Here is an 11,962-nt window from a genome sequence, read left to right on the forward strand (position 1 = left end):
GCGCTCGACCGCGGTGAAGTCGCCGCTCTTGCCTGCACGCTCGACCATCTGGCGATAGCTGTCCATCATTCGCGACGTGTCCCTGGGCGTCAGGTCCTTGGCCGGCTTGGCGAGATAGGCCGCCACTTCGGGCGGCAGCGCGGCATTCACGGCGCTGAACTCATGGCCGGCGCCCGTGGTTCGCGTTCCTGCCTGGGCGGCGTGCGCCGCGTCGTCGCCCAGCGCCGCAGCGCCCTTGCCCGCGGCACCGGCCACGCCGGTTGCACTCTCGGCTGCGACGGCGCCTGCCCCGACCGCAGCCCCCTTGCCCGCGGTGCCCGCCGCCTTGCCCGCGGTTGCGGCCTTGCCCGCCGCCTTCCCGAGCAAGCTCCAGAAGGCATGCGCCGGCGTGATGGAACCGGCCGCGAGCGCGGCGCAGAGGGCGAGGGCGGCCCAGTTCGGGCGCGATGGTCGAGGGTGGCGTCGTGTCTGCATGCACCGATGCTAAGCGTTGATATCCGTGCGGCGCGCGCAGGGGCGCCGGCTGCGCGTCATACTGCGCGACTCCGAGCATTTTTCCGAACGGGATACCCATGGCAGGCTTGAAACCGGGCGCACCGACGCCGCAATCGATCACCGTGCACGGCCAGTCGCGCGTGCTCGAGGTCGGCTTCTCGGACGGCGCGACCTTCCGCATTCCGTTCGAGCTGATGCGCATCTACTCGCCGTCGGCCGAAGTGCAAGGCCATGGCCCGGGCCAGGAAATCCTGCAGACCGGCAAGCGCAATGTCGAGCTGGCCAACCTCGAACCGGTCGGCAACTACGCCGTGCAGCCGACCTTCAGCGACGGCCACAACACCGGCATCTATTCGTGGGACCTGCTCTACGAACTCGGTGCGAATCAGGCCGAGCTGTGGGCGCAGTACGAGCGCAGGCTGGCGCAAGCGGGCGTCGATCGCGATGCCCCGATGCCCGACAAGAGCGGCCCCGCCTGCGGCAGCCACTGACGCCTCGAATACCCTTGTGCTATTGAAAAGATAGCCATGTCGGCAGGAAGGGCGCGCGTTGCGACGCCACTTCATTTGAAGAAAAAGCAACAAATGTCCGGCGTCAGCGCGGGGTCGTCGTCTTGATGTGAAGGCTTCCGGCCTAACATCGGTTGCATGAGTACCACCCACTTCGGCTTCGAGAAAGTCGACGAAAGCGAGAAGGCGCAACGTGTTCGCGGCGTCTTCGACTCTGTCGCCTCGCGCTACGACATCATGAACGACCTGATGTCGGTGGGCCTGCACCGCGCCTGGAAGGCCTACACCGTGATGGTGGCGAACGTGGGCGAAGGCTCGCGCGTGCTCGACATCGCGGGCGGCACCGGCGACCTCGCGCTGGCCTTCTCGAAGAAGGTCGGCGCCACGGGCCAGGTGGTCCACACCGACATCAACGAAGCCATGCTGAGCACCGGCCGCGACCGCCTGCTCGACGCCGGCGTGGCGCTGCCCACGCTGGTCTGCGATGCCGAGAAGCTGCCTTTCCCTGACGACTACTTCGACGTCGTGACCGTGGCCTTCGGCCTGCGCAACATGACGCACAAGGACATCGCGCTGAAGGAAATGAACCGCGTGCTCAAGCCCCGCGGCAAGCTGCTGGTGCTCGAGTTCTCGAAGGTCGCGAAGCCGCTCGCCAAGGCCTACGACTGGTACTCCTTCAACGTGCTGCCGCGCCTGGGCAAGCTCGTGGCCGGCGACGACGCGAGCTATCGCTACCTGGCCGAATCGATCCGCATGCATCCCGCGCAAGAGGAACTCAAGACCCTCATGAAAGAGGGCGGTTTCGGACATGTGGACTATCACAACATGACGGGTGGCGTGGCCGCTCTCCATGTTGGAATCAAGTGTTGACGAAGCGAATTTTTCGCTCAAGAGGAGACGACATGAAAAGTTTGGGTTCTTTGTTTTTGGCAGCTGCATTGGTGCTGGTCAGTGTCCAGGCCGACGCCGCGCGCATCGGCGGTGGCAAATCCGTCGGTCGCCAGTCGTCCAACGTGACGCAGCGCGAGTCCGCATCGCCTTCGGCGCCTGCGCAGCAGAACGCGACCAGCGCGGCACCCAAGCCCGGAACTCCCGCACCTGCGGCAGCCGCACCGAAGCGGCCCTGGGGTGCGATGCTCGGTGGCATTGCCGCCGGCCTGGGCCTCGCATGGCTCGCGCATTCGCTCGGCCTTGGTGCCGGCTTCGGCAACATCCTGCTGATCGGCCTGCTGGTGCTGGCCGCGGTGGTGGCATGGCGCATGTTCAAGGCACGCTCGGCAGCGTCGGCAGGTGGCAACCGCCAGGGCGGTTTCGCCTTCGAGGGTGCGGGCAACCCCGCCAACGCCAGCGCACCGGTGCAATACAGCCCGGCCAACGTGGGCAACGATGCCTCGGCACGGCCATGGGAGCGTTCGGCAACCGCCTTCGATGCCACGCCGGCCGATGGCGACCGCCACGGCAGCAGCCTCTCGGCCGCGGGCGCCGCGGCTGGCGGCAGCATGATCGGCTCGGCACTGGCCGGCTCGCAGTCCTGGGGCATCCCCACGGGCTTCGACGTGGATGGCTTCCTTGCCGCCGCCAAGCGCAACTTCGTGACGCTGCAGGACGCATGGGACCGCGCCGACGTTTCGACGCTGCGCTCGATGATGACCGACAGCATGGTCGGCGAGATCCGCGCGCAGCTGGCCGATCGCGCCAGCCACACCGGCGGCGCCTCGAACAAGACCGAGGTCGTGATGCTCGACGCCAAGCTGCTCGGCATCGAAGAGCTGCCCGACGCCTACATGGCGAGCGTGGAGTTCTCCGGCATGATCCGCGAAGACGCCTCCGCCGGCCCGGGCCCGTTCCGCGAAGTCTGGAACATGACCAAGCCGACCAACGGCAATGGCGGCTGGCTGGTGGCCGGCGTGCAGGCCCTGCAGTAAACGGCCGGTGTCGCGGCCGCCGGGCCGCGTACAGAAACGATAATGGGGACATGGCCACACCATCGTCCCCTTTTTCTTTTCTCGGCGACCTCTTCAACCGCATCGGCGAGCGCCTGCAGCCGCCGGACTGGGCGGTCCACGAGATCCAGCACCGCGCGGTCCTGTTCCTGAACCACGTGCTGCAGCAGGAGCCCGAGGCTCAGCAGAGGCTGCTGCGCCAGCAGGGGCGGGTGGTGCGCTTCCAATGGCGCTTCGTGACGATGGAACTGGTGGCCACGCCGGCCGGTCTGCTCGACCTCGCACCTGCGGGCTCGACGTCTGAACTCACCCTCACCGTGATCGACGAATCCCCCTTCGATATCGCCCGCGCCACGCTGCGCGGCGACAAGCCCTCGGTCCAGATCGTCGGCGACGTGCAGCTGGCCGCCGAGGTCAACTGGCTGGTCGACCATGTGCGCTGGGATATCGAGGACGACCTCGCACGCCTGATCGGCGACGTGCCGGCGCACACCCTCGGCAACGGCGTGCGGCGTGTCGTGACCGCGCTGCGCCAGTTCGTCGGCGACCGCACGGCACGCGCCGGCGGTTCGGCGGCTGGCTCGGCGGGCACGGCCGAATGAGGCGCTTCTACCGCGGCCTGTTCATCGTCTGGGTCGCGCTGCGCTATGGCCTGGACGAGCTCGTGCTCACGAGCTTCCGCAAGCCCTGGCTGGGCGTGGTGGCGCGCGTCGTTTCCGTCGGCCGGAATCTCGATGCGCCGCGTGGTCAGCGGCTGCGCGAGGCGCTGGAGCGCCTCGGCCCGATCTTCGTGAAGTTCGGCCAGGTGCTGTCGACCCGGCGCGACCTGCTGCCGCCCGACATCGCCGACGAACTCGCCTTCCTGCAGGACCGCGTGCCGCCGTTCCCCTCGGCGGTGGCCATCGCAACCATCGAGCGCGCGTTCCGCCGCCCGGTGAGCGACGTCTTCGTGCAGTTCGACGAGACGCCGATCGCCAGCGCCTCGATCGCGCAGGTCCACTTCGCGACCATCCGCACCAACCAGGGCGAGATCCGCGATGTCGCGGTCAAGGTGCTGCGCCCCAACATGCGCGGCGTGATCGAGAAAGACCTGGCGCTCATGGCCATGATGGCCGGCTGGATCGAGAACCTTTCGGCCGACGGCAAGCGCCTGAAGCCGCGCGAAGTGGTCGGCGAGTTCGACAAGTACCTGCACGACGAGCTCGACCTCGTGCGCGAAGCGGCCAATGCGGCCCAGCTGCGCCGCAACATGGCCGAGCTCGACCTGGTGCTGATCCCCGAGATGTTCTGGGACTTCTGCCATCCCGAGGTGATCGTGATGGAGCGCATGAATGGCGTGCCCATTGCGCAAATGGACCGCCTGCGCGCGGCCGGCGTCGACATTCCCAAGCTGGCGCGCGACGGCGTGACGATCTTCTTCACGCAGGTGTTCCGCGACGGCTTCTTCCATGCCGACATGCACCCCGGCAACATCCAGGTGAGCCTGGAGCCCGAGACCTTCGGCCGTTACATCTCGCTCGATTTCGGGATCATCGGCACGCTGACCGAGTCGGACAAGGAATACCTCGCGCAGAACTTCGTGGCCTTCTTCCGGCGCGACTACAAGCGCGTGGCCGAGCTCCACCTCGAAAGCGGCTGGGTGCCCGAAGGCACCCGCATCGACGAGCTGGAGGGCGCGATCCGCACCGTCTGCGAGCCGTACTTCGACCGGCCGCTGAAGGAAATCTCGCTCGGCATGGTGCTGATGCGGCTGTTCCAGACCTCGCGCCGCTTCCACGTCGAAATCCAGCCGCAGCTGGTGCTGCTGCAAAAGACCCTGCTCAACATCGAGGGCCTGGGCCGCAACATCGACCCCGAGCTCGACCTCTGGGCCACCGCCAAGCCCTTCCTCGAAAAGTGGATGGTCGACCAGATCGGCCCCAAGAAGCTGTTCGAGCAGCTCAAGGCCGAGGCGCCGCGCTATGCCAAGCTGCTGCCGCAATTGCCTCGCCTGCTGCACGATTTCCTCGAAAATCGGCCCGCAGATCACCGCCGCGAGTTGCTGGAGCTGTTGGCCGCGCAGAAACGCACCAACAAGCTGCTCCAGACCATCATCTACGGTGGCATAGGATTTGTATTGGGGTTGCTCGCCATGCAATTGCTGGTGCGTGTGAAGTTGTTCTAGAGGAGATTCCCCGTGCTGCTGACGCTGGTTGTCGTCTATTTGCTGGTCACCATCGCCATCGGCCTCTACGCCGCCAAGCGGGTGAAAAACACCACCGACTTCGCGATTGCAGGGCGGCACCTGCCGCTTTTCATGATCGTGACGACCACCTTCGCGACCTGGTTCGGGTCCGAAACGGTGCTCGGCATCCCGGCCAAGTTCATCGAGGGCGGCTTGCACGGCGTGATCGAGGACCCGTTCGGCGCCGGCACCTGCCTGATCCTGGTGGGGTTGTTCTTCGCGGGCAAGCTCTACCGCATGACGCTGTTGACCATCAGCGACTACTACCGCGAGCGCTACGGCCGCAGTGTCGAGGTGGCCTGCACGCTCATCATCATGCTGAGCTACCTGGGCTGGGTCTCGGCGCAGGTCACGGCGCTCGGGCTGGTGTTCAACGTGCTGTCGGCCGGCACCATCAGCATTCCGATGGGCATGGTGATCGGGGTGGTCTCGATCCTGGCGTACACGCTGTTCGGCGGCATGTGGTCGGTGGCGGTGACTGATTTCATCCAGATGATCATCCTGGTCTCGGGCCTTGCGGTGATCGCGGTATTCGCCGGCAACATGGCTGGCGGCGCCGACAAGGTGGTGGCCTTCGCGGTCAGCAGGGACCTGTTCAAGTTCTGGCCTGAGCCCAACTGGCACGACATGGTGTTCTTCTTCGCGGCGGCCATCACCATGATGCTGGGCTCCATTCCGCAGCAGGACGTGTTCCAGCGCGTGATGTCGGCCAACAGCGTCAAGGCCGCCACCCGCGGCCCGGTGATCGGCGGCGTGGCGTACATCCTGTTCGCCTTCGTGCCGATGTTCCTGGTGGCCAGCGCGCTGCTGATCATGCCGGAGGAGGTGGCCGTGCTGCTGAAGGAAGATCCGCAGAAGGTGCTGCCCACGCTGGTGCTGCAGAAGATGCCGTTCGTGATGCAGGTGCTGTTCTTCGGTGCACTGCTGTCGGCCATCAAGTCGACTGCCTCGGCCACGCTGCTGGCACCCAGCGTCACCTTCACCGAGAACATCTGGCGCCAGTTCCGGCCCGCGGGCACCGATCGCCAGAATCTCATGACCATGCGCATCACGGTGCTGTTGTTCAGTGCCGCCGTGCTGGCCTATGCCATCCGCATGCAGGGCACGCCGATCTACGAGCTGGTCTCGGGCGCCTACCAGGTGCCGCTGGTGGGGGCATTCGTGCCGCTGGTGTGCGGCCTGTACTGGCGCCGCGCCACCACCCAGGGGGCCGTTGCGTCGATCCTGTTCGGCATCTGCACCTGGCTGCTGTTCCTGGCCATGCCCTGGGGCGCGATGTTCCCGGCCCAGCTCGCGGGTGTGCTGGCCTCTTTTGTCGGCATGGTGGCCGGTTCGCTGCTGCCGCAATGGGTGGTGAACACTCACACGCCGCACCGGCCGTTGGCCACCGGGCCGGCTTGACGTCACCTGGGCGACGGGGTAGGCGCTTATAATCGAGGGCTTTGCGAGCGGCAGCTGCGCCGCTTTTTGGACCCTATTTCCCCATGCCCATCTACGCCTACAAGTGCAGCGCCTGCGGCTTTGCCAAAGATGCTTTGCAGAAGATGTCCGATGCGCCCCTGACGGTGTGTCCGGCGTGCGGCGCGAGCGCGTTCGAAAAACAGGTCACGGCCGCCGGTTTCCAGCTCAAGGGCTCGGGCTGGTACGTGACCGATTTCCGTGAAGGCGGCGGCAAGAAGGCCGAACCGGCCACGGCACCCGTTGCGAGCGACGGCGCCAAGTCCGCCGAGTCTTCTGCCTCCACCTCTGCGCCGAGCGCTGCGCCAGCACCGGCGCCCGCCCCTGCGCCGGCCCCTGCCGCCAAGAGCGGCGACTGAGACCTCCGACCATGCTCGCCCTGCGCAAATGGCTGTTCTCCGGCTTGCTGGTGATCGTTCCGCTGTTCATCACCCTGGCGGTGCTGAAGTGGATCATCGACACGCTGGACCAGACGCTGTGGGTGCTGCCGGTGGTCTGGCAGAAGTGGCTGTACCAGAACAACATCCGCGGACTCGGCGTGCTGCTCACGCTCGCCATCCTGCTGGTGGTCGGCGCCATCGCGAGCAACTTCGTCGGCAAGCGCCTGCTCGGCTGGGGCGACGCCGTGGTGCGGCGCATTCCGGTCGTGCGCTCGATCTATTCCAGCGTCAAGCAGGTGTCGGACACGCTGTTCTCCGAGAACGGCAATGCCTTCCGCACGGCGGTGCTGATCCAGTGGCCGCGCGAAAACGTGTGGACCATTGCCTTCGTGACCGGCGCGCCGGGCAACGAGGTGGCCGCGCACCTGGGCGACGAGGAATTCCTCAGCGTCTACGTGCCGACCACGCCCAACCCCACGGGCGGCTACTTCGTCATGCTCAAGCGCAGCGACTGCATCGAACTCAAGATGAGCGTGGACGAAGCGCTCAAGTACATCGTCTCGATGGGCGTGGTCGTTCCAGGCGGCCCCGCCACGCTGGCGATCAAGCCATCCAACTCATAAAAACGAACGCGCCACGACGGCGCCGGAAGTCATCTCTATGGCCATGCGTACTCACTATTGCGGTCTTGTGACCGAAGCCCTGTTGGGCCAGACCGTCACCCTGTGCGGCTGGGTCAACCGTCGCCGCGACCACGGCGGCGTGATCTTCATCGACGTGCGTGACCGCGAAGGTTATGTGCAGGTGGTGTGCGACCCCGATCGCGCCTCCACCTTCGCCGTCGCCGAAAACCTGCGCAACGAGTTCTGCGTGCAGATCACGGGCCTGGTGCGTTCGCGCCCCGAAGGCACGACCAACGACCAGCTCAAGAGCGGCAAGATCGAAGTGCTGTGCCACGAGCTCAAGGTGCTGAACCCGTCGGTCACGCCACCGTTCCTGCTGGACGACGACAACCTGTCGGAAACCACCCGCCTCACGCACCGCGTGCTCGACCTGCGCCGCCCGGCCATGCAGCGCAACATGATGCTGCGCTACAAGGTGACGATGGAAACGCGCAAGTTCCTCGACGCCAACGGCTTCATCGACATCGAGACGCCGATGCTCGGCAAGTCCACGCCCGAAGGCGCGCGCGACTACCTCGTGCCCAGCCGCGTGCACGACGGCAGCTTCTTCGCGCTGCCGCAGTCGCCCCAGCTCTTCAAGCAGCTCTTGATGGTGGCCGGCTACGACCGCTACTACCAGATCGTGAAGTGCTTCCGCGATGAAGACCTGCGCGCCGACCGCCAGCCCGAATTCACGCAGATCGACATCGAGACCTCGTTCCTCGCCGAAGAGGAAATCCGAGAGATGTTCGAGGGCATGATCCGCACCGTGTTCCGCAATGCCGCGGGCATCGACCTGCCGGTGTTCCCGACGATGAGCTACGCCGACGCGATGTTCAAGTACGGCTCCGACAAGCCCGACCTGCGCGTGAAGCTCGAATTCACCGAACTCACCGAACTCATGAAGCGCGTGGAGTTCAAGGTGTTCTCGAACGCCGCCACCATGGCGGGCGGCCGTGTCGTGGCCCTGCGCGTGCCGGGCGGCGGTGCCGAAGGCGGCCTGTCGCGCGGTGAAATCGACGCGTACCAGGAGTTCGTCAAGATCTACGGCGCCAAGGGCCTGGCGTACATCAAGGTCAACGACGCAGCCGCCGGCCGCGAAGGCCTGCAAAGCCCGATCGTGAAGAACCTCGACGACGTCTCGCTGGCCGAGATCATCGCCCGCACCGGCGCCCGCAACGGCGACATCCTGTTCTTCGGCGCCGACAAGGAAAAGGTCGTCAACGACGCCATCGGCGCGCTGCGCGTGAAGATCGGCCACAGCGCCTTCGGCAAGAAGAGCGGCCTGTTCGACGACCGCTGGGCGCCGCTGTGGGTGGTCGACTTCCCGATGTTCGAGTTCGACGAGGAAGGCCAGCGCTGGTCGGCCGTGCACCACCCGTTCACCGCACCGAAGGACGGCCATGAAGACCTCATGGACACCGCGCCCGAGAAGTGCATTGCCAAGGCCTACGACATGGTGCTCAACGGCATCGAGATGGGCGGCGGTTCGGTGCGTATCCACCGCGAGGAAGTGCAGAGCAAGGTGTTCCGCGCGCTCAAGATCAGCGCCGAGGACGCACAGCTCAAGTTCGGCTTCCTGCTCGACGCGCTGCAGTACGGCGCACCGCCGCACGGCGGCATTGCCATCGGCCTCGACCGCCTCGTCATGCTGATGACCGGCGCCGAGTCGATCCGCGACGTGATCGCCTTCCCCAAGACCCAGCGCGCGCAGGACCTGCTGACGCAGGCGCCGAGCCCGGTCGACGAGAAGCAGTTGCGCGAACTGCACATCAAGCTGCGCAACACGCCTCAAGCCGCCTGAGCGTCTGAGGCGCCCATGACGACCAGCCCCCGGCCCTGGAAGATTCCGGAGTCGGTGCTGGTCGTGATCCACACGCCGGCACTCGATGTGCTCCTGATCCGGCGTGCGGATGCCGAGACCGACTTCTGGCAATCGGTCACCGGCAGCAAGGACGCGGTCGACGAGCCGCTTGCACTCACGGCCGCACGCGAAGTGGCCGAGGAAACCGGCATCCGGTGTGGCGAAGGCACCGCGCTCGCCTCCCAGCTGGTCGACTGGCAGCTGCGCAACATCTACGAGATCTATCCGCGCTGGCGCGCGCGCTACGAGCCCGGCGTCACGCACAACACCGAGCACCTGTTCGGCCTCTGCGTGCCCGAGCGCCTGGCGCCCGCGCTCGACCCGCGCGAGCACAGCGACTGGAAATGGCTGCCGTACCGCGAAGCGGCCGATGCGTGTTTTTCCCCGTCGAACGCCGAAGCGATTCTGTTGCTGCCAGAATTTGTGCAATGAACCTGCCGGCACACAACCTCCGGGTCGCGACCTACAACATCCACAAGGGTGTGCAGGGCATCGGGCCCGCCCGGCGACTCGAGATCCACAACCTCGGCCATGCCATCGAGCAGCTCGATGCCGACATCATCTGCCTGCAGGAAGTGCGCAAGATGAACCGGCAGGCCGCGGCGCGCTTTGCGCGCTGGCCCGATCTGCCGCAAGCCGACTTCCTTGCGCCCGAGGGCTACACCGCGGTCTACGAGACCAATGCCGTTACGCGCCACGGTGAGCACGGCAATGCGCTGCTCACGCGCTGGCCGGTGATCCGCACCGGGCACCAGGACATCTCCGACCACCGTTTCGAGCAACGCGGGCTGCTGCACGTCGTGATCGAGGTGGAGGGCCAGCCGGTGCATGCCATCGTGGTGCACCTGGGCCTCATCAAGGGCAGCCGTGTGCGGCAGATCGCCCGCCTGCGCGAGTTCATCGACCGCGAGGTGCCGGCCGACGAGGCCGTGATCGTGGCCGGCGACTTCAACGACTGGGGTGCGCGCATGCGCTACGCGATGAACGCCATGGGCCTGCGCGACACCGGCGACCTGCGCGGCCAGCGCACGCTCACCTATCCCTCGCGCCTGCCGGTGGCGCAGCTCGATTTCGTCTACGGCCGCAAGCTGGAACCGCTGGCCTGCACGGTCCCGCGCGGTCCCATCTGGGCCCGCATGTCCGACCACCTGCCACTGGTGGCCGATTTCTCGCTACTCAATTGATAGCATTGCTCCAAGAAGGGGCGGGCGTTGCAGGCCCGAATGCCCCGGAGCCATTCACTGGTACGATCCCCGCCATGCTGAGGAAAACCGACGTCGACCCGCTTCCCGATCGAAAAGACGACGACGAGGGTACGCCCGTCTCCGTCAAGATCCGCGAGCGCATCACCGCAGCGCGAAAGCGCTTCAATGCCAACGACAACATCGCCGAGTTCATCGAACCCGGCGAGCTGGAGTCGCTGCTCGACGAGGTCGAGGTCAAGATGAAGGGCGTGCTCGAGAGCCTCGTCATCGACCTCGAGAACGACCACAACACCGGCAACACCGCACGCCGCGTCGCCAAGATGTACCTCAACGAGGTGTTCAAGGGCCGCTATGTGGCACCGCCTTCGCTCACCGAGTTTCCCAACGCCGAGCACCTGAACGAGCTGATGATCGTCGGCCCGATCACCGTGCGCAGCGCCTGCTCGCACCACTTCTGCCCGATCATCGGCAAGCTCTGGATTGGCGTGATGCCCAACGAGCACACCAACGTGATCGGCCTGTCGAAGTACGCGCGCCTCGCCGAGTGGGTGATGGGCCGTCCGCAGATCCAGGAAGAAGCCGTGGTGCAACTGGCCGACCTGATCCAGGAAAAGACGCAGCCCGATGGCCTCGCCCTCGTCATGGAAGCCGAGCATTTCTGCATGGCCTGGCGCGGCGTGAAGGAAATGGACAGCAAGATGATCAACTCCGTGATGCGCGGCGTCTTCCTCAAGGACCCGAGCCTGCGTCGCGAATTCCTTTCCCTCCTGCCGAGAAGGAGCTGAACATGCTGGTCCGACTTCTCTATGCCAGCCGCGCTGTCGACACCAGCCCCGCGGCCATCGACGCAATCCTTGCGCAATCGCGCAGCCACAACCCGGCCTGCGGCATCACCGGCATCCTCTGCTACGGCGCCGGCACCTTCCTGCAGGCCATCGAGGGCGGGCGCACGGCCATCAGCGAGCTGTATGGCCACATCCAGCGCGACGCCCGCCACAAGGACGTGATGCTGCTGCACTACGAGGAAATTTCCGAGCGCCGCTTCGGCGGCTGGACGATGGGGCAGGTCAACCTCTCGAAGCTCAATGCCTCGACGCTGCTCAAGTACTCCGAGAAGCCCGAACTCGACCCCTACAAGGTCTCGGGCAAGGTCTCGCTGGCGCTGCTGGAAGAACTGATGGCCACCGCCGCCATCGTCGGCCGCCACTAGGCCCCGTTCGAC

The 11,962-nt window shown here is 66.0% G+C and carries 14 protein-coding genes; 13 read left to right on the forward strand and 1 reads right to left on the reverse strand.

Annotated features, from left to right (window positions below; translation table 11 throughout):
* A partial coding sequence (locus AC1DXX_RS01135; RefSeq protein ID WP_478132327.1) for a hypothetical protein occupies nucleotides 1-474 on the reverse strand: 474 nt, incomplete at its 3' end.
* 98 nt (nucleotides 475-572) lie between these two features.
* Between AC1DXX_RS01135 and AC1DXX_RS01140 the strand changes: the two genes are divergently transcribed.
* The 13 genes from AC1DXX_RS01140 (at nucleotide 573) to AC1DXX_RS01200 (ending at nucleotide 11,950) form a co-directional block, all read left to right on the forward strand.
* Nucleotides 573-986 (forward strand): gamma-butyrobetaine hydroxylase family protein, encoded by a 414-nt coding sequence (locus AC1DXX_RS01140; RefSeq protein WP_478132328.1) that lies wholly within the window; start codon nucleotides 573-575, stop codon nucleotides 984-986.
* Between the two features lie 156 nt (nucleotides 987-1,142).
* Nucleotides 1,143-1,874, forward strand: coding sequence for a bifunctional demethylmenaquinone methyltransferase/2-methoxy-6-polyprenyl-1,4-benzoquinol methylase UbiE (ubiE, locus tag AC1DXX_RS01145; RefSeq protein WP_478132329.1), 732 nt, complete (start codon nucleotides 1,143-1,145; stop codon nucleotides 1,872-1,874).
* Nucleotides 1,875-1,906: 32 nt separating this feature from the next.
* Entirely contained in the window at nucleotides 1,907-2,929 is a 1,023-nt protein-coding gene (locus AC1DXX_RS01150; RefSeq protein WP_478132330.1) for a Tim44 domain-containing protein, read from the forward strand.
* Nucleotides 2,930-2,979: 50 nt separating this feature from the next.
* Complete coding sequence (locus AC1DXX_RS01155; RefSeq protein ID WP_478132331.1) at nucleotides 2,980-3,549, forward strand: hypothetical protein; 570 nt, start codon at nucleotides 2,980-2,982, stop codon at nucleotides 3,547-3,549.
* Nucleotides 3,546-5,111 carry a ubiquinone biosynthesis regulatory protein kinase UbiB gene (gene ubiB / locus AC1DXX_RS01160; protein ID WP_478132332.1) on the forward strand — a complete coding sequence of 522 codons (1,566 nt, stop codon included), beginning with the start codon at nucleotides 3,546-3,548 and terminating at the stop codon, nucleotides 5,109-5,111. Before AC1DXX_RS01155 ends, ubiB begins: the two co-directional genes overlap by 4 nt.
* Before the next feature lie 12 nt (nucleotides 5,112-5,123).
* Nucleotides 5,124-6,572 (forward strand): high affinity choline transporter 1, encoded by a 1,449-nt coding sequence (locus AC1DXX_RS01165; RefSeq protein WP_478132333.1) that lies wholly within the window; start codon nucleotides 5,124-5,126, stop codon nucleotides 6,570-6,572.
* Between the two features lie 83 nt (nucleotides 6,573-6,655).
* Nucleotides 6,656-6,988: an FmdB family zinc ribbon protein gene (locus AC1DXX_RS01170; RefSeq protein WP_478132334.1), complete on the forward strand. Its 333-nt coding sequence runs from the start codon at nucleotides 6,656-6,658 to the stop codon at nucleotides 6,986-6,988.
* Between the two features lie 11 nt (nucleotides 6,989-6,999).
* Nucleotides 7,000-7,632 carry a DUF502 domain-containing protein gene (locus tag AC1DXX_RS01175; protein WP_478132335.1) on the forward strand — a complete coding sequence of 211 codons (633 nt, stop codon included), beginning with the start codon at nucleotides 7,000-7,002 and terminating at the stop codon, nucleotides 7,630-7,632.
* Between the two features lie 37 nt (nucleotides 7,633-7,669).
* On the forward strand, nucleotides 7,670-9,475 hold the full coding sequence (aspS, locus tag AC1DXX_RS01180; RefSeq protein WP_478132336.1) for an aspartate--tRNA ligase: 1,806 nt from the start codon (nucleotides 7,670-7,672) through the stop codon (nucleotides 9,473-9,475).
* A 15-nt stretch (nucleotides 9,476-9,490) separates the two neighbouring features.
* Entirely contained in the window at nucleotides 9,491-9,967 is a 477-nt protein-coding gene (gene nudB, locus AC1DXX_RS01185) for a dihydroneopterin triphosphate diphosphatase (protein ID WP_478132337.1), read from the forward strand.
* Nucleotides 9,964-10,719 (forward strand): endonuclease/exonuclease/phosphatase family protein, encoded by a 756-nt coding sequence (locus tag AC1DXX_RS01190; protein ID WP_478132338.1) that lies wholly within the window; start codon nucleotides 9,964-9,966, stop codon nucleotides 10,717-10,719. The genes nudB and AC1DXX_RS01190 overlap by 4 nt, the downstream gene beginning before the upstream one ends.
* Before the next feature lie 74 nt (nucleotides 10,720-10,793).
* The gene (gene folE / locus AC1DXX_RS01195; protein ID WP_478132339.1) at nucleotides 10,794-11,525 is read left to right on the forward strand and encodes a GTP cyclohydrolase I; all 732 of its coding nucleotides are present in this window, start codon (nucleotides 10,794-10,796) and stop codon (nucleotides 11,523-11,525) included.
* A gap of 2 nt (nucleotides 11,526-11,527) precedes the next feature.
* Complete coding sequence (locus AC1DXX_RS01200) at nucleotides 11,528-11,950, forward strand: BLUF domain-containing protein (protein ID WP_478132340.1); 423 nt, start codon at nucleotides 11,528-11,530, stop codon at nucleotides 11,948-11,950.
* Nucleotides 11,951-11,962 lie beyond the last annotated feature (12 nt).

Source organism: Variovorax sp. P4_B10 (assembly GCF_056402375.1).